General features: G+C 66.1%; 29 protein-coding genes. 9 read left to right on the top strand and 20 right to left on the bottom strand.

Going from position 1 to position 25269, the window contains the following annotated elements:
• Window positions 1-28: 28 nt before the first annotated feature.
• From KF730_RS08230 to KF730_RS08200, 7 genes are all read right to left on the bottom strand, one after another.
• Window positions 29-1348, bottom strand: a complete 1320-nt coding sequence (locus KF730_RS08230) for a bifunctional folylpolyglutamate synthase/dihydrofolate synthase (protein WP_294093754.1) — start codon at window positions 1346-1348, stop codon at window positions 29-31.
• Window positions 1349-1735 (bottom strand): DUF559 domain-containing protein, encoded by a 387-nt coding sequence (locus tag KF730_RS08225; protein ID WP_294093752.1) that lies wholly within the window; start codon window positions 1733-1735, stop codon window positions 1349-1351.
• A gap of 45 nt (window positions 1736-1780) precedes the next feature.
• Window positions 1781-2638 (bottom strand): acetyl-CoA carboxylase, carboxyltransferase subunit beta, encoded by an 858-nt coding sequence (accD, locus tag KF730_RS08220; protein ID WP_294093750.1) that lies wholly within the window; start codon window positions 2636-2638, stop codon window positions 1781-1783.
• The gene (trpA, locus tag KF730_RS08215) at window positions 2635-3420 is read right to left on the bottom strand and encodes a tryptophan synthase subunit alpha (RefSeq protein WP_294093748.1); all 786 of its coding nucleotides are present in this window, start codon (window positions 3418-3420) and stop codon (window positions 2635-2637) included. The genes accD and trpA overlap by 4 nt, the downstream gene beginning before the upstream one ends.
• Window positions 3413-3727 (bottom strand): hypothetical protein, encoded by a 315-nt coding sequence (locus tag KF730_RS08210; RefSeq protein ID WP_294093746.1) that lies wholly within the window; start codon window positions 3725-3727, stop codon window positions 3413-3415. The genes trpA and KF730_RS08210 overlap by 8 nt, the downstream gene beginning before the upstream one ends.
• Window positions 3728-3949: 222 nt before the next feature.
• Window positions 3950-5182, bottom strand: a complete 1233-nt coding sequence (trpB, locus tag KF730_RS08205) for a tryptophan synthase subunit beta (RefSeq protein WP_294093744.1) — start codon at window positions 5180-5182, stop codon at window positions 3950-3952.
• Entirely contained in the window at window positions 5179-5817 is a 639-nt protein-coding gene (locus tag KF730_RS08200) for a phosphoribosylanthranilate isomerase (RefSeq protein ID WP_294093742.1), read from the bottom strand. The genes trpB and KF730_RS08200 overlap by 4 nt, the downstream gene beginning before the upstream one ends.
• A gap of 64 nt (window positions 5818-5881) precedes the next feature.
• On the opposite strand from KF730_RS08200, the gene KF730_RS08195 reads away from it, so the two are divergent.
• Genes KF730_RS08195 through KF730_RS08185 form a run of 3 tightly spaced genes read left to right on the top strand, consistent with a single transcriptional unit; the run spans window position 5882 to window position 7344 of the window.
• On the top strand, window positions 5882-6325 hold the full coding sequence (locus tag KF730_RS08195) for a hypothetical protein (RefSeq protein WP_294093740.1): 444 nt from the start codon (window positions 5882-5884) through the stop codon (window positions 6323-6325).
• Window positions 6326-6337: 12 nt separating this feature from the next.
• Window positions 6338-6838 (top strand): AAA family ATPase, encoded by a 501-nt coding sequence (locus tag KF730_RS08190; RefSeq protein ID WP_294093738.1) that lies wholly within the window; start codon window positions 6338-6340, stop codon window positions 6836-6838.
• Between the two features lie 44 nt (window positions 6839-6882).
• Window positions 6883-7344: a surface-adhesin E family protein gene (locus tag KF730_RS08185; protein ID WP_294093736.1), complete on the top strand. Its 462-nt coding sequence runs from the start codon at window positions 6883-6885 to the stop codon at window positions 7342-7344.
• A 3-nt stretch (window positions 7345-7347) separates the two neighbouring features.
• Here KF730_RS08185 and KF730_RS08180 read toward each other — a convergent pair whose 3' ends face one another.
• The 9 genes from KF730_RS08180 to purM all read right to left on the bottom strand — a co-directional run bounded on the left by KF730_RS08180 (window position 7348) and on the right by purM (window position 14250).
• Window positions 7348-7854 (bottom strand): GNAT family N-acetyltransferase, encoded by a 507-nt coding sequence (locus tag KF730_RS08180; protein ID WP_294093734.1) that lies wholly within the window; start codon window positions 7852-7854, stop codon window positions 7348-7350.
• Between the two features lie 2 nt (window positions 7855-7856).
• Window positions 7857-8528 (bottom strand): orotidine-5'-phosphate decarboxylase, encoded by a 672-nt coding sequence (pyrF, locus tag KF730_RS08175; protein ID WP_294093732.1) that lies wholly within the window; start codon window positions 8526-8528, stop codon window positions 7857-7859.
• Window positions 8525-8833 carry a lipopolysaccharide assembly protein LapA domain-containing protein gene (locus tag KF730_RS08170; protein ID WP_294093730.1) on the bottom strand — a complete coding sequence of 103 codons (309 nt, stop codon included), beginning with the start codon at window positions 8831-8833 and terminating at the stop codon, window positions 8525-8527. The genes pyrF and KF730_RS08170 overlap by 4 nt, the downstream gene beginning before the upstream one ends.
• Before the next feature lie 55 nt (window positions 8834-8888).
• Window positions 8889-11177 (bottom strand): patatin-like protein, encoded by a 2289-nt coding sequence (locus KF730_RS08165; RefSeq protein WP_294093728.1) that lies wholly within the window; start codon window positions 11175-11177, stop codon window positions 8889-8891.
• Complete coding sequence (locus KF730_RS08160) at window positions 11177-11875, bottom strand: endonuclease/exonuclease/phosphatase family protein (RefSeq protein WP_294093726.1); 699 nt, start codon at window positions 11873-11875, stop codon at window positions 11177-11179. The genes KF730_RS08165 and KF730_RS08160 overlap by 1 nt, the downstream gene beginning before the upstream one ends.
• Window positions 11876-11918: 43 nt before the next feature.
• The gene (locus tag KF730_RS08155) at window positions 11919-12101 is read right to left on the bottom strand and encodes a hypothetical protein (RefSeq protein ID WP_294093723.1); all 183 of its coding nucleotides are present in this window, start codon (window positions 12099-12101) and stop codon (window positions 11919-11921) included.
• Between the two features lie 145 nt (window positions 12102-12246).
• Window positions 12247-12609, bottom strand: a complete 363-nt coding sequence (locus tag KF730_RS08150; protein ID WP_294093721.1) for an MmcQ/YjbR family DNA-binding protein — start codon at window positions 12607-12609, stop codon at window positions 12247-12249.
• Window positions 12585-13163 carry a phosphoribosylglycinamide formyltransferase gene (purN, locus tag KF730_RS08145; RefSeq protein WP_294093719.1) on the bottom strand — a complete coding sequence of 193 codons (579 nt, stop codon included), beginning with the start codon at window positions 13161-13163 and terminating at the stop codon, window positions 12585-12587. Before purN ends, KF730_RS08150 begins: the two co-directional genes overlap by 25 nt.
• Window positions 13156-14250, bottom strand: coding sequence for a phosphoribosylformylglycinamidine cyclo-ligase (gene purM / locus KF730_RS08140; protein ID WP_294093717.1), 1095 nt, complete (start codon window positions 14248-14250; stop codon window positions 13156-13158). Before purM ends, purN begins: the two co-directional genes overlap by 8 nt.
• A gap of 64 nt (window positions 14251-14314) precedes the next feature.
• On the opposite strand from purM, the gene KF730_RS08135 reads away from it, so the two are divergent.
• From KF730_RS08135 to KF730_RS08120, 4 genes are read left to right on the top strand one after another with little or no spacing between them, the layout of a single operon-like run.
• On the top strand, window positions 14315-15574 hold the full coding sequence (locus KF730_RS08135; RefSeq protein WP_294093715.1) for a heavy-metal-associated domain-containing protein: 1260 nt from the start codon (window positions 14315-14317) through the stop codon (window positions 15572-15574).
• On the top strand, window positions 15571-16176 hold the full coding sequence (locus tag KF730_RS08130) for a chromosomal replication initiator DnaA (RefSeq protein ID WP_294093713.1): 606 nt from the start codon (window positions 15571-15573) through the stop codon (window positions 16174-16176). The genes KF730_RS08135 and KF730_RS08130 overlap by 4 nt, the downstream gene beginning before the upstream one ends.
• A gap of 4 nt (window positions 16177-16180) precedes the next feature.
• On the top strand, window positions 16181-18349 hold the full coding sequence (locus KF730_RS08125) for an RNA degradosome polyphosphate kinase (RefSeq protein ID WP_294093709.1): 2169 nt from the start codon (window positions 16181-16183) through the stop codon (window positions 18347-18349).
• On the top strand, window positions 18346-19797 hold the full coding sequence (locus KF730_RS08120; protein ID WP_294093707.1) for a Ppx/GppA family phosphatase: 1452 nt from the start codon (window positions 18346-18348) through the stop codon (window positions 19795-19797). Before KF730_RS08125 ends, KF730_RS08120 begins: the two co-directional genes overlap by 4 nt.
• On the opposite strand, the gene KF730_RS08115 is transcribed toward KF730_RS08120, so the two are convergent.
• Window positions 19794-20090: an I78 family peptidase inhibitor gene (locus KF730_RS08115; protein ID WP_294093705.1), complete on the bottom strand. Its 297-nt coding sequence runs from the start codon at window positions 20088-20090 to the stop codon at window positions 19794-19796. The two genes, KF730_RS08120 and KF730_RS08115, sit on opposite strands and share 4 nt — an antisense overlap.
• Entirely contained in the window at window positions 20087-21262 is a 1176-nt protein-coding gene (gene rnd, locus KF730_RS08110) for a ribonuclease D (RefSeq protein ID WP_294093703.1), read from the bottom strand. The genes KF730_RS08115 and rnd overlap by 4 nt, the downstream gene beginning before the upstream one ends.
• 176 nt (window positions 21263-21438) lie before the next feature.
• On the opposite strand from rnd, the gene aspS reads away from it, so the two are divergent.
• Both aspS and KF730_RS08100 read left to right on the top strand, forming a co-directional pair.
• A complete protein-coding gene (gene aspS, locus KF730_RS08105; RefSeq protein WP_294093701.1) occupies window positions 21439-23235 on the top strand; it encodes an aspartate--tRNA ligase in 1797 nt (598 codons plus the stop codon).
• Window positions 23236-23382: 147 nt separating this feature from the next.
• The gene (locus tag KF730_RS08100) at window positions 23383-24156 is read left to right on the top strand and encodes a polyphosphate kinase (RefSeq protein WP_294093699.1); all 774 of its coding nucleotides are present in this window, start codon (window positions 23383-23385) and stop codon (window positions 24154-24156) included.
• An 18-nt stretch (window positions 24157-24174) separates the two neighbouring features.
• Here the strand turns inward: KF730_RS08100 and KF730_RS08095 are convergent, their stop codons facing one another.
• Window positions 24175-24492 (bottom strand): hypothetical protein, encoded by a 318-nt coding sequence (locus KF730_RS08095; RefSeq protein ID WP_294093697.1) that lies wholly within the window; start codon window positions 24490-24492, stop codon window positions 24175-24177.
• Window positions 24493-24619: 127 nt separating this feature from the next.
• A complete protein-coding gene (locus KF730_RS08090) occupies window positions 24620-25249 on the bottom strand; it encodes a carbonic anhydrase (RefSeq protein WP_294093695.1) in 630 nt (209 codons plus the stop codon).
• Window positions 25250-25269: the final 20 nt, after the last annotated feature.

Here is a 25269-nt window from a genome sequence, read left to right as displayed (position 1 = left end):
CCGGCCTTTCCCCCGGCCGGAGACGGCGTCAGTCGGGCAGTTCGCCGTTCGCGTCGAGTATCGTGCCCGCAAGGTAAAGCGAACCCAGAATCAGCACCACCGGCGTACCGCCCCCGGCGGCAATCGAGCGCAGCGCCGACGGCACGTCCCCGGCGGGCGCGACATGCGCGATGCCGCATTCCCGCGCGACCTCAGCCAGTCTGGCGGGCGCATGGTGCTCATGCCCCGGCACGGGCACGGCATACAGGCTCCGCGCCAGCCCTGCGAACGGCGCGAGCAGGCCCGCCGCATCCTTGTTGGCGAGCATGCCGAGGATCAGATGGACGGGGCGGCCCTCCGCGACCTGGGCGAGCGTGGCGCTGACCGCGGCGGCGGCGGCGGGATTGTGGCCGCCGTCGAGCCAGAGCTCGCTGCCGGCGGGCAACATGTCGAGCAACGGCCCCGGCGACAGGCGCTGCATACGCGCGGGCCAGCGCGCCGCCCGTGCGGCGCGGGCGAGGGCGGCTTCCGGAACCGTCAGCGCCCGCTGGTGACGGAGCATGGCGATCGCCAGCGCGAGATTGGCGGGCTGGTGCGGGCCGGCGAGGGCGGGGAGAGGCGTCTCCACCGCGCCGTTCGCGTCGCTATAGTGGAGGCGGTCGCCCTGGACCTGCCAGCGCCACGCCTCGCCCTCAGCCAGCACCGGCGCGCCGCGCGTCGCGGCGATTGCCGCCACGGTCAGCGCGATCTCCTCGGGATAGGCCATCGTCACCAGCGGCACGTCGGGCTTGGCGATGCCGGCCTTTTCGGCGGCGATGACCTCCGCAGTGTCGCCGAGGAACACCTGATGATCGATACCGAGCTGGGCGATGCCGGTAATGGCGGGGTGCGCGATCACATTGGTGGCATCGAGCCGCCCGCCAAGTCCGACCTCGATGATACAGGCATCGGCGGGCGTACGGGCGAAGGCGAGGAAGGCGGCGGCGGTGGTGACTTCGAAGAAGCTAGCGCCGATATCGCCGCCCGCGCTCAGCACTTCATCGAGCAGCGGCGCCAGCACCGCGTCTTCGATCAGCGCCCCGGCGATGCGGATGCGCTCGTTGAAGCGGACGAGGTGCGGGCTGGAATAGACATGCGCCTTCAGCCCCGCCGCCTCGATCGCGGCGCGCAGGAACGCGCAGGTCGAGCCCTTGCCGTTGGTGCCGGCGACATGGAACACCGGCGGCAGGCGCAGATGCGGATCGCCGACGCGCGCGAGCAACTCGGTGATGCGCCCAAGGCCGAGGATATCGGCGCCGGGCGAGAGCATGGTCAGCCGATCGAGCTGGCGCTGGACGGCGGGATCGGCGGAGCTGGCGTGGTCTGGCATCTAGGAAAACCCTCTCCCCTCCGGGGAGAGGGTTGGGAGAGGGGAAGCCGCAAGCGATGCGCTCACAATGGCTAGCACGCCCTCGATATTGGTCATCACATCGTGGTTTGCGAAGCGAATGACGCGATAGCTCTCGCCTTCGAGATAACCGGTTCGCCGCTGATCGCGACCAGCATCGATATGCGTATCGCCATCGACCTCGATCACCGGCTTGCGGGAACGGCAAACAAAATAGGCGATGAATGGACCGATCACGACCTGCCGGGTAAATTTCGCACCTTCAAGCCGCCTGGCGCGCAAAGCCGTCCACAACTCGCGCTCCCGCTGCGGCATTTCGCTTCGCATGGCTTTGGCGTGCGCCAGCAGCCGCTCCTCGGTTCGTGGCACTGCCCCTCTCCCAACCCTCTCCCCGAGGGGGAGAGGGCTTTTAGCTTACGCCGCCTGCTTGCTTTCGCACAGCAGCCCGATCAGCTGCCCCAGCGTTTCGCGGAGTTCCTTGCGGTGCGTGACCATGTCGATCAGCCCATGCTCGAGATAATACTCCGAAGTCTGGAAATCGTCGGGCAGCTTTTCACGGATCGTATTCTCGATGACGCGGCGGCCGGTGAAGGCGAGGGTGGCGCGCGGTTCGGCTATATGAACATCGCCGAGCATAGCATAGGCGGCCATGACCCCGCCCGACGTGGGATCGGTCAGCACGACGATATAGGGCAGGCCGGCATCGTGAAGCATCTCGATCGCGACGGTGGTGCGCGGCATCTGCATCAGCGAGAGGATGCCTTCCTGCATCCGCGCGCCGCCCGAGGCAGTGAAGACGATGTATGGCGCCCGCGCCTCGATCGCGGCCTCGACTCCGGCGATGAACGCCTCGCCGACCGCCTGGCCCATCGATCCGCCCATGAAGGCGAAATCCTGCACACCGATCACCGCCTTGTGGCCGAGTATCGTGCCGCTGGCGTTCAGGAAAGCGTCGGGCTCGCCGGTGGCGGCACGCGCCGCCTTCAGGCGCGCCGGGTAGGGCTTCTGGTCGCGGAACTTGAGCGGGTCCTCGGCGACCTTGGGGCTGGGGAGCACGGTATAGCTGCCGGCGTCGAACAGATATTCGAAGCGTAGCGCCGGGCCGATGCGATCATGGTGATCGCAATGCGTGCAGACATATTGATTGCCCTGAAGCTCCTTCAGGAACACCATCGTCCCGCAGCCCTTGCACTTGTGCCAGAGCGTATCGGACGAATCCGCGCCCCGGGTGGTGAACGAGAGCGCGTTACGGACGCGGCTGATCCAGCTCATGCGACTGCTTCCTTGGATGCGGCGTGAATCGCCGTCGATAGTGAATGGATATAGGCGCGGACCCGTTCCGGCGCATCGCTTCCGTACTGGCCGACCAGCTCGACGATCGCCGAGCCGACGACGACGCCGTCGGCAACGCGGGCGATGGCCGCGGCTTGCTCGGGGGTGCGGACGCCGAAGCCGACGGCGACGGGGAGGGGGGTGGCGGCCTTGAGGCGCTGTACCGCGTCGGCGATCGAAGATTGCGCGGCCTGTTGGAGCCCGGTGATACCGGCGACCGAGACATAATAGAGAAAGCCGCTGGCGCCTGCGAGCACCGCCGGGAGCCGCGCGGCATCGGTGGTCGGGGTGGCGAGGCGGATCACGTCGATGCCGGCCTCGGTGAATTCGGCGAGTGTGTCGGCTTCCTCGGCGGGAATATCGACGCAGATCATCCCATCGACGCCTGCCGCCGCCGCTTTCGCGGCGAAGCCCGGGGGCGTCATGGTGTTGGCATAGCCCATCAGCACGAGCGGGGTGGCCGGGTGGCGCTGGCGGAAGGCGGCGGCGATGGCGAGGACATCGGCGGTACGCGTGCCCTTGGCGAGACTGCGCAGGTTCGCGGCCTGGATCGCCGGGCCATCGGCCATCGGATCGGTGAACGGCATGCCGAGCTCGATCACATCCGCGCCGCCGGCGACGAGTGCGTCGAGGATGGCGGCGGTGTCACCGTCCCCTGCGGTAACGAAGGTGACGAGCGCGGCGCGATCGGCGGGGAAGGCGGGGGCGAGGCGATTAGTCATTGCGTTCAGACCAATTGCCGGGGCGGTACCCGTCCGGCCGCCGGGCCTCGACATCCTCCTTCTCAAGTTGGTCACGTGCTTCCCAGGCCATTCCAATCGAAAAACACACAATCAACATCAGCATTGTCGCCGGAATATCCGAAAGCCCCTTTTCGAGCCACGTCGCCCAAGCGGAGTTCAGGCTCCAGGTTTCCCAGAGCGCGCCTAGAAAATGCCGGAGGCCCAGCCCGAAAATTATCCCAAAGACGATTAGCTGCGTCCGGTTCCTTCTGAGCGCCTTCAGCATCTGTTCGCGAAAACTGCTCACAGCTCGAACCCCTTGGCTTTTCCACCCGCGGTGACGAGGGTGACGAGGGTGACGAGCGCGGCAAGGTCGGCGGGGAAGGCGGACTTCAACCTACTCATTTGTCACCCCGGACTTGTTCCGGGGTCCAACGCGCGGCAGGCGGCAAACAAGAGGCTCCAGCCGCTTCGCTCGCGGCACCTTGGACCCCGGAACAAGTCCGGGGTGACAGGGTATGGAATTGGTTCACAACTCGAATCCCAAAGCATCCGCCACGGTGAAGATGTCCTTGTCGCCACGCCCCGAGACATTGACGACGATGATCTGGTCCTCGCCCATTTCCCGTGCCTTGGTCTCCAAAGCTGCCAGCGCGTGCGAACTCTCCAGCGCCGGGATGATCCCCTCCAGCGCGCAGCAGAGCTGGAACGCCTCCAGCGCCTGGGCATCGGTGATCGGCTCGTAATCCACCCGGCCGCTCTCGTGCAGCCAGCTATGTTCGGGGCCGATGCCGGGATAGTCGAGCCCGGCCGAGATCGAATGCGCCTCGGTGATCTGGCCGTCCTCGTCCTGGAGCAGATAGGTGCGGTTGCCGTGGAGGATGCCGGGCTTGCCGCCGTTGAGGCTCGCGGCATGCTTGTCGGTATCGACGCCATGGCCCGCCGCCTCGATGCCGAGCATCGCCACATCCGCATCGTCGAGAAAGGGGTGGAACAGCCCGATCGCGTTCGATCCGCCGCCTACCGCGGCGATCAGCAGATCGGGCAGGCGGCCTTCGCGGTCGAGGATCTGGGCGCGGGCCTCGGTGCCGATCACGCTCTGGAAATCGCGGACCAGCTCGGGATAGGGGTGCGGGCCGGCGGCGGTGCCGATGATGTAGAAGGTGTCGTGGACGTTGGCGACCCAATCGCGCATCGCCTCGTTCATCGCGTCCTTGAGCGTCTCCGCGCCGCTGGTGACCGGCTGAACCTCGGCGCCGAGCAGCTTCATGCGGAAGACGTTGGGCTTTTGCCGCTCGACATCCTTGGCGCCCATGAAGATCGTGCACGGAAGACCGAACCTTGCAGCGACCGTCGCGGTGGCGACGCCGTGCTGGCCGGCGCCGGTCTCGGCGATGATCCGGGTCTTGCTCATCCGCCTGGCGAGCAGGATCTGGCCGATGCAATTGTTGATCTTGTGCGCGCCGGTGTGATTGAGTTCCTCGCGCTTGAAATAGATCTTCGCGCCTTTGCCCGGGGCAGCGCCGGCGCGGTAATGCGCGGTCAGGCGCTCGGCGTAGTAAAGCGGGCTGGGCCGGCCGACGAAATGCTCCAGCAGATCGTCGAACTCGGCCTGGAAAGCGGGATCCGCCTTCGCCGCGCGATATTCGCGCTCCAGATCGAGGATCAGCGGCATCAGCGTCTCGGCGACGAACCGTCCGCCGAACTGGCCGAAATGCCCGCGCTCGTCTGGCTGGGCGCGAAAGGAATTGGGTGCGTTCATAGCTGGCGGACCGCCTGAAGGAACGCGGCGATCTTGTCCACATCCTTGATGCCGGGCGCGGACTCGACGCCGGAGGAGACATCGACCATCCGCGCGCCGGTGATCCCCGCCGCTTCGGCGACATTGGCCGCGTCGAGCCCGCCCGAAAGCGCCCAGGGAAGCGGGTGCGCAAAGCCTTCGAGCAGTTTCCAGTCGAAGCGGAGGCCCATGCCGCCGGGCAGCGCCGCGCCCGCGGGCGTCTTGGCGTCGTAGAGGATGCGATCGGCGGCGTCGCGGTACGTGGCGGCCGCGTCGAGATCGGCGCGGGTCTTCACCGCCACCGCCACCCAGACCTCGCGGCCGACATGCTGGCGGATCGCGGCGGCGCGGCCCGGCGGCACCGAATGGAGCTGGATCGCATCGAGCGCGCCACTCTCCACCGCCTGCTCGAGCAGCGCGTCGCAGGGATCGACGAACACCCCGACTTTGCCGACCTGTCCCGGCACCCGCGCCGCCAGCCCCCGCGCCGCATCGAACGGAACCGCGCGGGGCGAGGGCGGAAAGAATACAAAACCGACATGGCTCGCCCCCCCGGAAATGGCAGCATCGAGCGCTTTGGGGCTGGAAATACCGCATATCTTGGCAAGCACGGGCATTTCGTTACTCTAGGGAGCAAGGAGGCGCTTTGCCATTGGCGGCGTCGTCGAAAAGGGGAAATTGATGCTCGATATTATGCTTGCCGCCATCCTGGCACTCGGTCCGCAGGCTTCGACCAGCTGGCAAGTGATCGATATCAATGTCGAGCAGAAGCGCGTGCTGACCGTCGACATCGCGTCGAAGCCCGCTAATCCGCGCGCCGACGCGATCATCAAGGCGCGGGTCTTCGTGACCGTCGACATGCCCGAAATCACCGCGCTGACCGGCTATTGGTCAATCAATTGCGGCAACAAGACGCATCAGGTGAGCAATACCGTGACCTTTGACCGGAACGGCGTGGCGAGTGAACCCGATCCCGATCCGCTGGCGTGGGAAGCGACGACCGCGGGAACGCTCTTCGAGGCGGTCGAGGACTATGTCTGCCGTGGTCAGGTGAAGTTCCCCGGCAAGGTTACGACCGGCAAGGCACCGATCGCCGCGGCGAACGCATTCCTCACCAGCGGCTGACGCCCGCCACCCATGGCCGAGCGCATATTGATCATCGGATCGCCGGGCAGCGGCAAATCGACGCTCGCCCGGGCGCTGGCCGAGCGCACGGGCATGCCGCTCGTCCATCTCGATCAGCTCTATTGGAGCCCTGGATGGCGCGAGGACGACAAGCCGGCGTGGCTGGCGCGGCTCGATGCGGCGTTGGCCGGCACGCGCTGGATCATCGAGGGCAATTATTCGAGCACGCTGGAGCGGCGGCTGGCCCGCGCCGACAAGGTGGTGCTGCTCGATCTCTCTCCCTTTCGCTGCGCCTGGCGGATCCTGCGCCGCACGCTGACGCTGCACGACAAGGTGCGGCCGGACATGGCCGAAGGCTGTCCCGAGCGGTTCAGCCCCGGATTCCTGTGGTACACGCTCAGCTTCCGGCTGCGCGTATTGCCGGGAACGCTCGCCAAACTCGATCGGTTCGAGGGCGAGAAGGTCTGGCTCGGCACGCCCCGCGAGGTCGCAACGTTTCTCGCGGCGGCATGAACTAAGGCTTGCCGCGCGTTTCGAGCCTGTTAGCTTGCGCAGCTATGAAAACGCTTCTCGCCGCCGCGGCATTGACCGCCATCGCCACGCCCGCACTCGCCGAGGATTGGCGCCTTGCCAGCACGACGCCCGAGAACAATGCGGCGTTCCTGATCGATATCGATACCAACAAGAAGGTCACTGACGGCCAGCGCGTCCGTGTGTTGCTGGTCCTCGAGGCGGGACTGGAGCAATATGACGCAGTCGAGACGATGAACGTCATCGATTGCCAGACGGCCAAGCAGCAGGTGGGCCCCGGCACCGCCTATGACGGTACCGGCAAGATCATCGCCAAGGATACCGACGATACCCTGACCTGGGAGCCGATCGCCCCGGGCAGCAACTACGCGCATGTCGCCGATTTCGCATGCGGCCGAAAGCAGATCTCCGAGCGCAGGTTCAACTCCGGCGGCTCCGGCGGCATTCCCATCGCCGAAGTCCGGGCGATGCTGGCCGAAGCCAAATAGGGTTCACAGCAGCGGCTTGACGAGGACGCTCATGAACAGGGGCGGATCAAGCGCGATCGGGAAATCGCGCGTCTCGCCCGAGGGCAGATAGCCGCGGCGGCGATACCAGGCGATCAGCTCCTCGCGCCGGTCGATCACCGTCATCTCGACGCGGCGGGCATCGAACACATTGCGCGCGACGCGTTCGGCGGCTTCCAGCAGCTTCCTGCCGAGGCCGCCCGCCTGCAACGCGGGATCGACCGCCAGCAGCCCGATATAGGCCAGCCCCTTGCCCCTATTGCTCACCTGCACGCAGCCGATCACGGCATCGTCCTGCTCGGCGATCAGCAGGCGCTGCTCGGGATCCTCGATGATGGCGCCCAGCGTTTCGAGATCGGTGCGCGCACCCTCCGTGATCAGGTCGGCCTCGTGCGTCCAGCCCCCCCGCGCCGGTTCGCCGCGATAGGCGCGCTCGACCATCGGGTGGAGGCCCGGAAGGTCCTCGATCGTTGCGACGCGAATATCGGGCATGGCTAGAGCGTCGCCTCGATTTCGCGCGCGGCCATGTCAGGGTCCGTTGCCTGGGTGATCGGACGGCCGATGACCAGGATCGAGGCACCGGCGTCGAGCGCGCCGCGCGGCGTGACGACGCGCTTCTGGTCGCCGATGTGGCCATTCGCCGGCCGGACACCGGGAACGACGAAGAATCCATCGTGCCACAGCTTCCTGGCGGCGGCGACTTCGTTGCCCGAGCAGACGATGCCATCGACACCCGCCGATCGGGCGAGTTCCGTCAGGCGCATCACCTGCTCGTGCGGATCGGGCGACAGGCCGATCGAGTGGAGATCGTCGGCATCGAGGCTGGTCAGCATCGTCACCGCGACGACCTTGGTGCCCGCCGGCGCTGCCGCCTTGGCATCCTCGAGCATCGCCCGGCCGCCAGCGGCATGAACGGTGATGATCGCCGGTTCGAGCGGGCGCAGCGCCTGCACCGCCTTGCCGACGGTATTGGGGATGTCATGGAATTTGAGGTCGAGGAAGATCGGCAGGCCGATCTCGGCCATTTCGTGCACGCCGGCGCGGCCATTGGCCATGAAGAACTCAAGCCCGAGCTTGATCCCGCCGACATGGTGGTGGACCCTGCCGGCGATCGTCTTGGCGCGGTCGAGATCGGGGGTGTCGATCGCGACGTAGATCGGGCTCATGCCGGTTGCTCGGTGATCGCCACCGGCTCCTCGACCACCACCGGCGCATTGACGGTGCGCAGGTCGGCGAGCGCGCGCTCAAGCCCCGCGAGCCGCTGGCGCATCCGCCAGCGCAGCGCGTGATAAGCGAGCACCGCGGGAAGCAAACCGGCGAGGAAGGTCAGGACCAGCAGCAGCGGCAGGCTGAAATCGGCGATCAGGCCGCTCCACAGATGGATGCTGACCCGCTCATCGCCATTATAGATGACAAAGCCCGCGACGAGCCCGCCCAGCAACAACCAGAACAACACCTTCAGAAACCGCATTCGAGACCCCTTTGTAGCGTGCGAGTGTAGGCGGGGTCGCGCACATTGCCAATGCTCAGCCGATCTCCGCGCGCAGCTCTTCGAACAATTTGGGGATCGCCTTGAGGCGCGGCTGCTCCTCGTCGAGGATCGCAAGGAAGGCGGCGCGCTTGATCGCGGCGATGCGCGCTTCATTCGGGCGCGATTCGGCGAGCAGGGTGGAGACGACGATATCGATCATCCGGTCGGCGCCGTGGAGGCGGCCCCAGAGATAGTCGTTCTCGCGATAGGCCCGGCTGAAAAAAGCGCCGAACGCATTGAACTGGATACCCTTGAGCGTTGCCGGGGCACCGCCGCTTCGGATCGCGCAGGCGTCGTCGGGGGCGATGCGATCGACGCGGATCGGGTCGAACTCATCGACGCCTTCGCCCTGAAGCAAGGGCACGGTGGCGATGTCGAAGAAGGGGAAGCCGAGATGCGCGAGCAGCATCGGGCGGCGAAGCTCCCGGGAGAGCGCGCTGAACCCTTCGGACAGCCGCGCATCGGTATCCATATCGAGCGCCTTCAGCCGCATCCGCTCGCCGATCAGATCGAGGATCGGCCCGGCATCGTCGGTCAGCCCGCGAGCCATGTCGCGCAGGTCCGCGAAGGTGTCGGCGCGCTTGAGATCGAGATAGGCGGCAAGCGAATCGTAGATCGCCTCGCGCATCGGCTGAAGCTCGGCATGGTTGCTGGGCAGATCGATGTCGGTGAGGCGGCGAGCGAGCAACCGGAGCCGGCGGATGCGGAAACCGAGATCATGGGCGCGCAGGAATTCGAGCGTCTGCGGGCTGGCGCCGTTGGAGAGCGTCGCGCCGAACCGGTCGGCGCCGCGCGACTGCACCGCATGCGCCACCGCCTCGCGCAGCTCGCGCAACCGTTCCGGTTCGTGGCGGTCGCCGATCGCGTAGATCAGCCGCGAGATGCGATCGATCGCGCCATCGACCTTGAGCAGGCCATAGGCGGTATGGCCATAGCCGGCCTTGGCCGCGGCGGTGATCTGGGCGCGGCGCCGCCATGCCGCGAGCCGCTTCGGCGTCGGGTAGTCGAGCCACAGCGTATAGCCGAACAGCGCCTCGACTTGGGTTTCGACTTCGGCGCGGATCTCGGCGACGATCGCCAGCATCCGTTCGATCTTGTCCGAACGCTCGGCGATGGCCTCCAGATTGTCGCGAATCGGCTGCTCGCGCGGCAGTTCGGAAAGCGCGCCGATGATCGTCTGGAAGAAGCCCGGCTTGTCGGTCTGCGCGCCATAGAAATCGAAGCGCGCCTGCGGGAAGGGGTCGATGAACACGAAGCGGCGGTCGATCTGGCGGCGGGCAGGGCGTTCGCGCAGCGCCTCCATTGCCGGCTTGAACGGGGCGTTGGCGAGCACCGAGCCGTCGATCAGCACCGCCTTTTCGGCGCGATTGTTCGCCCATTGCTGGGGCAGGACGCACTCGAGGAAGGCATCGCGGCCCGCCCATTCGACGCCGCGTTCGGCGAGCAGCTCGTCCATCTCCGCGACGGTGAAGGGCGGGAAGGCGCCGGGGAAGCTGGAGGTGGCGCGGGCGGCGAAGGCGAGGCCGATCTTGTCGGCGAACGCCTCGCCCGGATTGCCGTGATGGGTGAACGGCACGACCAGTCGATGCTCGGTCTCGATCACTTCGGGCGGCGAATTGAGGCGCAGCGCTTCGGGATGGCCGCGGAAATCGGTGACGGTGACGAACAGGTCGAGCGGCTGGCCGGGCGGGAGCAAGGGCTTGTCGTGCGGGCCATTGGCCATCGCATCGAGCGCGTCGATCAGCGTGCCGAGCAGCCGCTTGCCACCGAAGGGCGGCTCGAACCAGCGCGAACGGACAAAGCGTTCGAGCTTGAGGCGAACCTCGTCGCGCGCCGCTTCCTCGACAGTCTCATCGACGGTCTTGCTGCGATTGGCGATCATCCACGCGATCGGCGTCGCCCAGATCTTGGCGAAGCGGTTCGACGGCCCCTGGCGCGGTTCGAGCAACGCCTCGACATCGGCATGCTCCATCCACAGATCGGTGAGCGGATCGAGCGACTGGCCGGTGGCGATCGCCTGCGCCAGGAACACCGAATTGATCCCGCCAGCGCTGGCGCCCGAGACGATATCGACGATGACGCGCAGGTTGATTCCGGCGCTTTCCTTGATCTCGGCGAGCAGCTCGCGATAGATGCTGTCCGGGCCATTGCCGTCACGCGCCGCCGCGGACGCGCGGGCGAGGCGCCACACTTCCTTGGTGATGCCGTGCATGTAGACGGCAAGGCTGATGCCGCCATAGCAGACCAGCGCGAGGCGAAGCTCCTTGTCGCGTACTTCCGACATCAGGCGGGCTGCACCGTCGCCCAGACCGGCAGATGATCGGAGGCGGTGCGCGACGCGGCACTGTCATGCACTCCGGCCTCGGCGAATTTCAGATCGCGCGACGCCATGATCCGGTCGAGCCGCGCCACCGGCTTGCGGGCGTGGAAGCTCTTGCCGGTCTCGGCGAAATCGAAATGACTGGCGAAATCGCGCAGGCAACCGCTGCCCGAGCTCCATTCGTTGAGGTCGCCCATCAGCACCGTCGGGTATTGATGCATGCTCGCCGCCAGATGCGCGATGATCGCGTGCGCCTGGCGCCGGCGCCACAGCCCCGACAGATCCAGGTGCATACCGACGACGCGGATCACCTGACCGCGCACGCGGACATCGGCCATCACCGCGCCGCGCGGCTCGAGCGCCGGCAAGTGGATCGCCTCGCAATCGAGCACCTGCGCATCGGCGCGGACCAGCAACGAGTTGCCGTGCCAGCCAGAAGAACGCTGGCGGATGCCGAACGGGATCGCCTTCCACGCGCCATGATCGCCGAGCAGATTATCGGTGAGCACCGCCGCCCGCGCGCCGAAGCGGCGATCCGCCTCCTGCAGCGCAATCAGATCGGCATCGATCTCGGCAAGCACCGCGAGCGTCCGCTCGGGCCGCCGGCGCCGATCGGTGCCGATCGACTTGCGCATATTGTAGCTGGCGACCTTGATAGTCATCGCGGCCCCTTATCGCGGGCCAGGGTGCGCGCGGGCAAGGGAATTAGCTGGTTTTCTGGGTGAATGCGTGTTCGGCGGCGGCGATCAGCGATCGGCCGGTCTGCTCCGCCGCCTCGGCGGTCATGCTCACCGCGACGCCGTTCGGGCCGTCGAGCATCACGATTCCGCCTTCCGCCGTGGCGATTCCGGGCTCGGACTCGGGTTCGGTATGAGAGGTTTGCGCCATGATCTGATCCCTGTTGCACAACGGCTTCGCGGGGCGGGCCGACTCTCGGAACCGCTCGCAACTTGCTGGGGGCTCAAACCCGGCAGGAGCGCAAAATATCCTTAGAAATCTCTTGGAAATGCACGGAAATGCGGGGTTTACCCGGTTAGCGCCCGCCCGCTTCGAGCAGACGGCGCGGAGCGGCGAGTTCCCAGCTGCGCGCGATGCGATCGCCAACATGCTCCCAGTCCGGCTCGCCGGCGAGGTTGAGGCCGACCCAGCCGCGCCCGAAATAGGCGACGCGCGAATACCTCTCCGGTGCGGCTTCGATCAGCGCCAGATCCTCTTCCTCGGCGGTCTTGACCGCGACGATGGTGCGGCCGTCGCCATGGTGATCGTGACGGAACTGGGCGAATTGCTTGCCCGCGGCGAAGAAGGTCGCCTGGCCGTGGCTGGGCCGCTCCTCGGCTTCCGGAAGGGCGAGTGCGATCCCGCGGACCTTGGCTAGCGCGGCAAGGTGGTCAGCCATTTTGCTACTACCTTCGGATAGAGGCGATGTTCCTCGCCGAGCACGCGCGCGGCAAGCGTCTCGGCGGTGTCGCGCGCCTCGATACGGACTTCGGCCTGGCCGAGTATCGAGCCGCCATCGAGTTCCTCGGTGACGATATGGACGGTGCAGCCCGCCTTCTGATCGCCCATCGCCAGCGCGCGGGCATGGGTGTCGAGACCCTTGTATTTGGGCAGCAGCGAGGGATGGATATTGACGATCCGGTCGCGCCAGCGGGTGACGAAATCGTCGGAGAGGAGCCGCATATAGCCGGCCAGCGCGATCGCCTCGACCCCCGCTTCGCGCAGCGCCGCGTCGATCGCGGCTTCATATTCGGGCTTGGGAATGCCCTTGGGCGAATGCGCGAAGGTCGCGATGCCCTGTTCACGCGCCCATGCCAGGCCGGGGGCCTCTGGCTTGTCGCTGGCGACGAGAGCGACTTCATAGGGGCAGTCTTCGGCGCGCGACGCTTCGATCAATGCCGCCATGTTCGAGCCGCGTCCCGAGATCAGGATTCCGAGCTTGCGCCTAGCCATTATGGGTGGCGGACCAATCGGCGCGGGCACTCCATGTCCCCGTCTTGCCAAACACCGTGCAGCCGCGTTCACCGGTCTCGACCAGGCCGATGGTGAACACCGTCTCGCCCGCCGCGTCCAGCTCGGCCTTCACTGCCTCCGCCTGATCCGGCGCCACCACCGCGACCATCCCGATCCCGCAATTGAAGGTCCGCGCCATCTCCTCGGACTCGATATTCCCCTGCGCCTGCAGGAACGCCATCAGCCGGGGTAGAGGCCAGGCATCGGCATCGATCCGGGCATGGCAGCCCTCGGGCAGCACGCGCGGTACATTCTCCAGCAACCCGCCGCCGGTGATATGCGCCAGCCCGCGAATCATGGATTTGCGCAGCAGCGGCAACAGGCTCTTCACATAGATGCGGGTGGGCGCCATCAGCGTGTCGATCAGGATGCGCTCCTGATCGAACACCGCCGGGCGGCCCATCTTCCAGCCCTTGTCGGCGGCAAGGCGGCGGACCAGCGAAAAACCGTTGGAATGAACACCGGTCGAGGCCAGCCCGAGCAGCACGTCGCCCGGCCGAATCGCGGTGCCGTCGAGCAACTGCGTCCGCTCCACAGCGCCGACGCAGAACCCGGCAAGGTCGTAATCGCCTGCCGCATACATGCCCGGCATCTCGGCGGTCTCGCCGCCAATCAGCGCGCACCCGGCCTGACGGCACCCTTCGGCGATGCTCGCGATCACCCGCTCGGCGACCGCTGGATCGAGCTTTCCGCTGGCATAATAATCGAGGAAGAATAGCGGCTCTGCACCCTGCACGATCAGATCGTTGACGCACATCGCCACCAGATCGATGCCGACGCCGTCATGCGCATTATGATCGATGGCGAGCTTGAGCTTGGTGCCGACACCGTCATTGGCCGCCACCAGCAACGGATCGCTGAACCCTGCCGCCTTGAGATCGAACAGTCCGCCGAACCCGCCAAGATCGGCGTCCGCGCCGGGGCGGCGAGTGGATTTGGCAAGCGGTCCAATCGCCCGGACAAGGGCATTGCCGGCCGCGATGGAGACGCCCGCCTGGGCGTAGGTATAGCCTTCGGGTTCGCTCATGGCGGAGCGCTTAGACACAACGCGCTTGGATTTCCACGCCCGCTTCGCCAAAAGGGCGGCAATCATGGCCGTTTCGCGCATTTCCCTGAGCATCGCTGCCGCAACCGCGCTGGCCCTCGCCGGCATGGGCGGCGTACTGGCGCAAGGGAAGGGTGGGGATGCCGGCGGGAGCGCCGTGCCCATCGATCCCTCGGGCAGCTTCGAGATTTCGGGCGTTTCGGTGGACGTGAAGGCCGGCAACGCCGATGCCGCGCGCCTCGGCGGCTGGCGGCTGGCCCAGCGCAAGGGCTGGGAAATGCTGGCGCAGAAACTGACCGGCAAGAGCTCAAGCCTTTCCGACTCGGCGCTCGATTCGATCGTCACCGCGGTGGTGGTCGAACGCGAACAGATTGGACCGAACCGGTACATCGCCTCACTGGGGGTGCTGTTCGACCGGCAAAAGGCCGGCGCGATCCTCGGCGTATCGACCGCCCTGAGCCGCTCCGCGCCGATGCTGCTCGTGCCGCTCGAATTCTCGGGCGGGGCGAGCATTGTCTATGAGCGCGACACCGCCTGGGCGCGGGCGTGGAACCGTTTCCGCAGCGGTGGCAGCACCGTCGATTATGTCCGCGCGCGCGGCACCGGGCCCGATGCGCTGCTGATCAATGCCGGCCAGACGCTCAGGCGCGGACGCAACTGGTGGCGCAGCGTGCTCGATCAATATGGCGCGACCGACGTGCTGGTCGCCGAGGTGCAATTGCGCCGCGAATATCCCGGCGGGCCGATCGTCGGCGTGTTCGCAGCCAATCATGGCCCAGATCGCCGACCGATCGCCAGCTTCGCGCTGCGCGTCGACAATGGCGATTCGCTAGATGCGCTGCTCGATGCCGGCGTCGCGCGGATCGACAAGGCCTTCCAGAGCGCGCTTGCCACCGGCGAGCTGGCCACCGATCGCCTGCTGGCGACCCGCCCGCCCGAGCCCAAGGCCGAGGAAGAAAAGCCGAGTGACGCCGAGACCGCCGCGGTCTCCACCCCGACCCCGACGGTCGAGAGCGGATCGAGCTTCACGGTTCAGGTCGATACCCCCACCGTCAACGCGCTCAACGCCTCCGAAACGGCGATGCGCGCCATTCCCGGCGTGCGCGCGTCGAGCACCACCAGCCTCGCGCTCGGCGGCATTTCGGTGATGCGCGTCACCTATGACGGGCCGATCGGCAGCCTGCGTGCGGCGCTCGAAGCGCGTGGATGGCAAGTGCAGGAAGGCGTGGGCGTGCTGCGCATCCGCCGTCCACAGGCCGCGCCGACGCCGCAACCCAGCGCCACGGCAGTCCCGAAGGGCGAATGAGCCAGCTACGCCTGCCGCTAGGGCTGCCCGAAGCGAGCGAGACGGAATTCCTGATCGGCGAATCCAACGTCCGCGCAGTCAATCAGCTCGAACGCTGGGCGACCTGGCCGGTGATGGCGGCACTGCTCGTTGGCCCGCGCAAATCAGGGCGCAGCCTGCTCGCGCGAATCTTCGCGGCGAAAAGCGGCGGCGATATGCTCGACGATGCCGACCGGATGAAGGAAGCCGATGTCTTCCACGCCTGGAACCGGGCCCAGGCCGATCGCCGGCCGCTGCTGATCGTCGCCGAAGCCGCGCCGCCCGAATGGGCGGTCAAGCTCCCCGATCTGCGCTCGCGCCTCGCCGCATCGCCGCTGCTGGAGATCGGCCCGCCCGACGATCAGCTGATGCCGCAATTGATCGAGCGCTCCTTCGCCCGCCATCTGCTCCACGCCAAGCCGGATGTGATCGCGTGGATCGCGGCGCGGATCGAGCGCAGCCATATCGCCATCCTGCGCGTTGCCGATACGCTGGAAAGCGCGGGCGTACAGCGCTTGTCGATCCCGGTTGTGCGCGCCACACTGGCGGAGGCCTGTCTCTTAACTGTAACGGACGAACCCTAGGTCCATGGCGAAAGTTTCGAGAAAGCGCGTCGTGGAAGAGGCACTGGTTCCGGCAAGCACCGGAAATCGTTATTTTAATCGCGAACTGAGCTGGCTCACCTTCAATCGCCGGGTGATGGAGGAAGCCACCAATCCCGCGCACCCCCTGCTCGAACGGCTGCGATTCCTGTCGATATCGGGATCGAATTTCGACGAATTCTTCATGGTCCGGGTCGCTGGGTTGATGGGGCAGATGCTCCAGAAGGTCGAGGTGCGCTCGGCCGACGGGCTGACCCCGGCGCAGCAGCTCGCCGCGATCATCGAGGAGGCCGGCGACCTCGCCGACAGCCAGCAGGCGGTGTGGAACGAAATCCGCGCCGACCTTGTCTTGGCCGGGATATCGGTGCTCGAACCCGACGAGATCGGCGCCGAGACCGAGGAATGGCTGATGGGCCATTTCCGGGAACAGATTTTTCCGATCCTGACCCCGCAGGCGCTCGATCCGGCGCATCCGTTTCCGTTCATCCCCAATCAGGGATCGAGCGTGATCTTCGATCTCGTTCGCCGTTCGGACAAGGAACCGATCCGCGAACTGGTGTTGCTGCCGACGACGATGCCGCGCTTCGTGCGCCTCCCCGGCGAACCGGCGCGCTATGTCGCGGTGGAGACGGTGCTCAAGCGCTTCTCGCATCTGCTGTTCCCCGGATACGACGTGCTGCGCTCGGCCACCTTCCGGGTGCTGCGCGACAGCGATATCGAGATCGAGGAGGAGGCCGAGGATCTCGTCCTGACCTTCCGCACCGCGATCAAGCGCCGCCGCAAGGGCAGGGTGATCCGCCTCGAAATGGAGGAATCGATCGCCCCCGAGCTGGAGGCGGTGCTGCTCGAAGAGCTGGGCGGCAGCGAAGCGCTCCTCACCGAGACCGGCGGTTTCCTTGGCATCGGCGATCTGGCGATGCTGGTCGAGGAAGGGCGGCCCGATCTCAAATTCTCGCCCTACACGCCGCGTTTCCCCGAGCGGATCCGCGAATATGGCGGCGACTGCTTCGCGGCGATCCGGGCCAAGGACATCATCGTCCATCACCCGTATGAAAGCTTCGACGTCGTCATCGCCTATCTCAACCAGGCGGCGGCGGATCCGGATGTCGTCGCGATCAAGCAGACGCTGTACCGCGCCGGCAAGCAATCGGCGGTGATCAATGCGCTGATCGCCGCCGCCGAAGCCGGCAAGTCGGTCACCGCCGTGGTCGAGCTAAAGGCGCGCTTCGACGAGGAGCAGAACCTCTATTGGGCGACCGCGCTGGAGCGGGCCGGCGTACAAGTCGTCTATGGCTTCATCGACTGGAAGACCCATGCCAAGGTCTCGATGGTAGTGCGCCGCGAGGCCGGGGCGTTCCGCACCTACTGCCATTTCGGCACCGGCAATTATCATCCGGTGACGGCGCGCATCTATACCGATCTCAGCTTCTTCACCGCCGATCCGCGCATCGGGCGCGATGCCGCCAAGATCTTCAATTACGTCACCGGCTATGTCGAGCCCGAGGGGCTTGAGCTGGTGACGATCTCGCCGCGCGATCTGCGCGACCAGTTGATCCAACTGATCGACGACGAGATCCAGCACGTCGCCAAGGGCCGCCCCGGAGCGGTCTGGGCGAAGATGAACTCGCTCGTCGATATCGCGGTGATCGAGAAGCTCTACGAGGCCAGCAATGCCGGGGTCGAGATCGACCTGATCGTCCGCGGCGTCTGCTGCCTGCGCCCCGGCGTGCCCGGCATGTCGGAGAATATCCGCGTCAAATCGATCGTCGGGCGTTTCCTGGAGCATAGCCGCATCTTCGCGTTCGGCGCGGGCAGGGGCCTGCCTTCGATCGGCGCCAAGGTCTTCGTCTCCTCGGCCGACTGGATGCAGCGCAATTTCGACCGCCGCGTCGAATTCCTGCTGCCGATCCTCAACCGCACCGTCCACGATCAGGTGCTCGATCAGGTGATGATGGCCAATCTGCTCGACAACGAGCAAAGCTGGCTGCTGCAGAGCGACGGCACCTATCGGCGCGAAGATGCCGGTGACGAACCGTTCAACCTCCACCGCTATTTCATGACCAATCCGTCGCTGTCGGGCCGCGGCGCCGCGCTCAAGACGCGCAAGCCCGTGCCCAAGCTCTCGCTCAAGCGCCGCAAGAAGAAGTCGGCGTGAGGAAACGCACCGCGATCATTGATATCGGTTCGAACTCGGTTCGGTTCGTCGTCTATGACGGCACGGCGCGGTTGCCGGCGACCCTGTTCAACGAGAAGGTGATGGCCGGCCTCGGCAAGGAACTCGCCGAAACCGGCGCGATCGCCGCCGATAGCCTCGCGATGGCGCGCGGGGCGCTGGCCCGCTTCGCCCGGCTGGCGCGCGAGATGCGCGTCCACGAGCTGCGCACGGTCGCCACCGCCGCGGTGCGCGAAGCATCGAACGGCGATGAGTTGATCCACGCCGCGGAGGCGCTGGGGCTGCGCGTCGAGTTGCTGTCGGGCGAGCAAGAGGCGATGGCCGCCGGCATGGGCGTGCTGTCAGGTATTCCCGAGGCCGACGGCATTGTCGGCGATCTCGGCGGCGGCAGCCTGGAGCTGGTCCGCGTCGTCGCCGGCACCGTTACCGACCGGATTTCCTTCCCGCTCGGCGTGCTGCGCATCGGCGCGATCCGCGCCCGGGACGAAAATGCGCTGGCCAGGACCGTTTCCAGAATGCTCGAAGAATCCGGCTGGGCAGGGCGCGGGAAAGAAATGCCCTTTTATCTGGTCGGCGGCTCATGGCGTTCGCTTGCCCGCCTCGATATCCACCTCTCGGGCTATCCGCTGCCGGTGGCGCACCAATATGCCTTGTCGCTCGAACGGGTGATGGAGCTGAGCCGCACGCTGGCCAATCTCTCCAAGGCCGAGCTCAAGCAGATCCCCGACATCTCCAGCGCCCGTCTGCCGACGCTCGACGACGCCACCGCCTTGCTGATCGAAGTGCTTGCCGCGCTCGGCAGCACCAAGACGATCGTCTCGGCGTTCGGCCTGCGCGAAGGGCTGCTGTTCGCGCGCCTCGCTCCCGAGCAGCGCCGCGAAGACCCGCTCATCGCCGCCGCCCGCGAGGAAGGCGCGCGCCTCGGCCGCTTCGCCGAGCATGGCGACCTGCTCGACGCGTGGATCGCGCCGCTGTTCGCGAACGAGTCCGAAGAAATGGCGCGGCTGCGCCATGCCGCCTGCCTGCTCGCCGATGTAGGCTGGCACGCCAATCCCGAGTTCCGCGCCGAACGCGGGGTCGAAATCGCCTTGCATGGCCATTGGGTCGGCATCGACGCCGCCGGCCGTGCTATCCTCGCCCAGACGCTCTACACCGCGCTGGGTGGGGCGATGGCAGCGCCCGATCCGCTGGGGCTGCTGGCGGGGCCGGAGGCGCTGCACCGCGCCCGGCTATGGGGCCTGACGATCCGCCTCGGCCAGCGGCTGAGCGGCGGCGTTGCCGGCCCGATCAGGCGCTCGCGGCTCGAAATCGAGGAGGGCGCGCTCAAATTGTGCCTGAAGGGCCATGACAAGGCGCTCTACAGCGAAGCCGTCGAGAAGCGGCACAAGGCGCTGGCCACGGCGATGGGGCTGGAATCGGTGGCGGCCTAGCCGCAGCGCGCCGAGCCGATCTTGCCGTCGGTGCCGAGGTGGAGATTCAGCCGGTCGGCGCGGAATTCCATCGTCACCATCATGCCCGGGGTCAGATAGCGGACGATATTGGCGCCGGAGAGGCGCTTGGCCTCGGTGGTGGTTTCCGCGCTCCTGGTGCGGCCGATCAGGCTCTCCAGCCCGTTGGAATTGCACTCCACGCCTGGCACCGCGGGGGGAGGCGTCTCGGGGCGGGCGTCGCTCTTGCAGCCAGCGACAGCCAAGGCGATTAGCGGGAGCGCGAGACGGATCATGCGGCGGGTTCCTCGGTACGGGTCATTTTGAGCTTACCGTTGCGGACGGTGAACCCGAGCTGACCTTCGACGAGTTGAACCGCGTCGCGGCCGAATTGTTCATATCGCCAGCCCTGCAGGATCGGCAGTTCGTCGCGCTGCCCGGCGGCGAGCGCTTCCAGATCCTCGGAGCGCGCGAGCAAACGTGCCGCGACGTTGATTTCCTTGGCGCGGATCTTGAGCAGCAGCTTGAGGAGGTCGGCGACCAGCGCTCCGTCCTTGCCCAGCGCCGGCTTGCGATCATCGCGGGAGGGCATCTCCTCGGTGCTCATTGGCTCGGCGGCGGCAAGCGCGTCCATCATCCGCCCGCCGATATCGTTGCCCGCCCAGGCGGCCGAAAGCCCGCGCACCTTGCCGAGATCGCTCTGCTTGCGCGGTGGATTGCCGGCAAGATCGGCGAGCGTCTCATCCTTGACGATGCGTCCGCGCGGCAGATCCTTGCCCTGCGCCTCCAGCTCGCGCCACCGCGCCAGCGCTTTCAGCCGGCCGAGTACTTCGGGCTTGCGGCTGGAAATGCGGACGCGCTGCCAAGACTGATCGGGATCGTTGCGGTAATTCTCCGGATCGGCGAGCCGCTCCATCTCCTGATCAAGCCATGCGCCGCGACCGGTCTTCTTCAGCCGCTCCAGCATCTTGGGGAAGATTTCGGAGAGATAGGTGACGTCGCAGATCGCATAATCGATCTGGCGCTTGTCGAGCGGGCGCCGTGCCCAATCGGTGAAGCGCGCGCCCTTGTCGACGGTGATGCCGAGATAGGTATCGACCAGGTTCGAATAGCCGATCTGCTCGCCTTGCCCCAGCGCCATCGCGGCGATCTGGCTGTCGAACAGCGGGTGCGGGGTCTTGCCGGTGAGGTTGTAGACGATCTCGATATCCTGCCCACCGGCATGGAAGACCTTGAGGACATCCTCATTGTTGACGAGCAGATCGAGCAAAGGCTGCATATCGATCCCGCCCATCGGATCGATCGCCGCGGCTTCCTCGTCATCGGCGATCTGGATCAGGCACAGCTCGGGCCAATAGCTGTTTTCGCGCATGAACTCGGTGTCCACGCAGATATAGGGCTTTTGGGCGAAACGGGCGCAGAGATTGGCGAGGGCCGCGCTGTCTTCAATCAAACCATGAATATGCATCGCGGCCCCATAGACCGTCCTTCGGGTTGACAAAAGGGTGTGCGGCAGGGATGCGCGCGCCAACGGCATAAAAAACCGTCATCCCCGCGAAAGCGGCGTCCCAGAGCCCCAGGCGATATCGCCCGTAACCCTGGGGCCCCGCTTTCGCGGGGGTGACGAACTACGGAAGATCGAGAATGCACGCCTATCGTACCCACAGTTGCGCAGCCCTTCGCGCCGCCGACGTCGGCCAGACCGTCCGCGTCTCCGGCTGGGTCCATCGCAAGCGCGATCATGGCGGCGTGCTGTTCGTCGATCTGCGCGACCATTACGGGATCACCCAGATCGTCGCCAAGGCCGATACCGAGACGCTGCGCCTGCTCGACAGCCTGCGCGTCGAATCGGTGATCACCGTCACCGGCGAAGTCGTCGCGCGCGGCCCCGAAGCGGCCAACCCGAACCTCCCGACCGGCGAGATCGAAGTGATCGCCGATCAGGTCACCGTCCAGTCGGCGGCCCAAGAATTGCCGCTCCCCGTGTTCGGCGATGCCGAATATCCCGAAGACATTCGCCTGCGGAACCGCTTCCTCGACCTGCGCCGCGAGCGGCTCCACAAGAACATCGTCCTGCGCTCAAACGTCATCGCCTCGCTGCGCCGCCGGATGATCGATCAGGGCTTCACCGAGTTCCAGACCCCGATCCTGACCGCGAGCAGCCCCGAAGGCGCCCGCGACTATCTCGTCCCGTCGCGCGTCCATCCCGGCAAGTTCTACGCGCTCCCGCAGGCGCCGCAGATGTTCAAGCAGCTGCTGATGGTCGCCGGCTTCGACCGCTATTTCCAGATCGCGCCCTGCTTCCGCGACGAAGACGCCCGCGCCGACCGTAGCCCGGGCGAGTTCTATCAGCTCGATTTCGAAATGAGCTATGTCACGCAAGATGATGTTTTCGCGGCGATCGAGCCGGTGCTGCACGGCGTGTTCGAGGAATTCGCCGATTGGGAAGGGAAGGGCCGCTCGGTCTCGCCGCTGCCCTTCGCGCGTATCCCCTACAAGGAATCGATGCTGAAGTACGGCAACGACAAGCCCGATCTGCGCAACCCGATCCTGATCACCGACGTTTCCGAGTTCTTCAAGGGCTCCGGTTTCAGCCGCTTCGCCTCGATGGTCGAGGAAGGCAATGTCGTCCGCGCGCTGCCCGCGCCGAACACCCATGAGAAGAGCCGCAAGTTCTTTGACGACATGAACAGCTGGGCGCAGAGCGAAGGTTTCCCCGGCCTCGGCTACGCGACGCAGAAGGACGGCGTGTTCGGGGGGCCGATCGCCAACAATCACGGCCAGGAGGGCATGAAGGCGATCGCCGACGCGATGGGCCTCGGTCCCAATGATGGCATCTTCTTCGCCGCTGGCAAGGAAGCCCAGGCCGCCAAGCTCGCCGGCCTGGCCCGCACCCGCGCCGCCGAGCAGCTGGAGTTGATCGACAAGTCCCGCTTCGAATTTTGCTGGATCGTCGATTTCCCGATGTTCGAGTATGACGAGGATGCCAAGAAGGTCGATTTCAGCCACAACCCCTTCTCGATGCCGCAAGGTGAGCTGGAGGCGCTGGAGACCAAGGATCCGCTCGACATCCTGGCGTACCAGTACGACATCGTCTGCAACGGCGTGGAGCTGTCCTCGGGCGCGATCCGCAACCATCGCCCGGAGATCATGTACAAGGCGTTCGAGATCGCCGGCTACACGCAGGAGGATGTCGACACCAATTTCGCGGGCATGATCAACGCCTTCAAGTTCGGCGCGCCCCCGCATGGCGGCTCGGCCCCGGGTGTCGACCGCATCGTCATGCTGCTCGCCGACGAGCCGAACATCCGCGAGGTCATCGTCTTCCCGATGAACCAGAAGGCGGAGGATCTGATGATGCAGGCACCGTCCGCGGTGTCGCCAAAGCAGCTCAAGGAACTGCACATCAAGCTCGCGACCGACGGGCCCAAGGCGGGCTAATCCCAAATTCCCTCTCCCATCGGGAGAGGGAAGGGCCCCGCCGCGAAGCGGTGGGAAGGGTGAGGGCAGGACAACCGCCCTCACCCTTCCGCGCGTTGCGCTTCCCTTCCTCTCCCAACGGGAGAGGGAAAGCGCTACGGTACCGCGATGACAATCGATCTCCGCGATTACGAATCCGGCGCCAAGCTCTCCGGCAGCTACCGCAAGCAGCTGAAAAAGCTCCAGAAGCGCCTCGCCCACATCCACTACGCCCACATCATCCACGGCCACCGCGCCATCGTGATGTTCGAGGGCTGGGATGCGGCGGGGAAGGGTGGGATCATCGAGCGGCTCACCGCCGGCTGGGATCCCCGTTTCTTCCACGTCTGGCCGATCGCCGCGCCCAGCAAGATCGAGCTGCGCCACGATTTTCTCTGGCGCTTTCGCAAGCGTCTGCCCACGCCCCGGGAAATCGCGATCTTCGACCGTAGCTGGTACGGCCGCGTGCTGGTCGAGCGGGTCGAGGGCTTCGCCACCGTCGAGGAATGGCGGCGCGGCTATGACGAGATCAACGCCTTCGAAGCCGAGCAGATCGCCAGGGGCACGACCCTGGTAAAGCTCTTCGTCCACACCACCCAGAAAGAGCAGGACAAACGCTTCCGCGCCCGGCTCGAAGACAAATGGAAGCGCTGGAAAACCGGGCTCGACGACTATCGCAACCGCGCCCGTCGTGCCGATTACCTGGTGGCGATGGACGAGATGTTCGCGCGGACCAATCCGCCCGAAGCGCCATGGCTCGTGATCGACGGCAACGACAAGAAGGCCGCGCGGATTGCCGCGCTCACCGCGATTGCGGACGCGCTGGAGGCGAAGGTGTCGATGGAACCGCCCAGGCTCGATCCCGACGTCGAACGGGTGGCGCGGGCGGCGCTCGGTACCTGAACTGACACGGCGCAGCGTTTACGAGCGCTGTATCTCCAGCCGGCAAACCGTCAGCGCGAGATTGGCATATTTCACCGCCCCCATCTGCTTGCTCAATGCGACCTGCTCCGCCAAGCGTGCTTGGCCCTTTTGCGACAGCGCCTCATATTCTTCATCGCCCAACTCCTTGCCGGGGAAGAGCAGCGCACCCGCTTTGTCGAAATAATTCGAGGCTTCGCCGATCAGATCGTCTTGGGCATCGCCGCTGGCGGATTCGGACCGGAACAGCGCGATCTGTGCACATTCGGCCCATTGATCTGCGGTGAACGGTTTGTCGGCGGCCGGTGACAGCAACATTGCGGCCAAGGAAAGAAGCATTTGGCGATCTCCATTTAAGGGATCGCATGTCTATTCCGCGATATCCCGGCCCGATATACCCTGTCCGGGTTAGTCGCGGGAAAACCCCGGTTTCCAAACCGCGTTTCTATGCCGGCGCGAACACACCCGAATCGTCCATCACGTGCAGCACGCCCTCCGCGATCGCGAAATAGGCGCCGTGGAGCTTGAGCTTGCCCGCCGCGACCCGTTCGGCGACGAAAGGAAAGGTGAGCAGGTTGACCAGCGATACGCGCACGGTCTCCAGTTCGAGCGCGCGGACCGCATCGGGCCCGTTGCCGTACTCAGCGACAATCCGATCGCGCGCCTCATCAAGCATATCGACCCAATGCGCGATGAAGCCGCCCTGGCCATTGGGCGCATCCTTGAAGCATTGCGACATGGAGGCCGATACGCCCCCGCACGCGCCATGCCCCACGATCACGATCTCCGGCACCTCAAGCTGCGTCACCGCGAACTCGAGCGCCGCGGAAACGCCGTGGCGACTCGTATCGTCCTCGAACGGGGGGACCAGGTTCGCGACATTGCGCACGACGAAGATTTCGCCCGGCACGGTATCGAATATCTGCGCGGGATCGACCCGGCTGTCGGAGCAGGCAATCACCATCACCCGCGGACTCTGGCCCTCGCGCAAGTCTTCCCATCGCTCGCGGTGCCGCCGATATTCACTGGTGCGGAAGCGCTGGTAGCCGTCGAGCAGGTCGGTGAAGTCGGTCATGGCGGTGCCTTACGACCCTG

The organism is Sphingomonas sp., assembly GCF_019635515.1.
GTDB lineage: Bacteria > Pseudomonadota > Alphaproteobacteria > Sphingomonadales > Sphingomonadaceae > Sphingomonas.
Note: the sequence above shows the minus strand (reverse complement) of the source record. Positions and strands in the feature narration are given on the sequence as shown.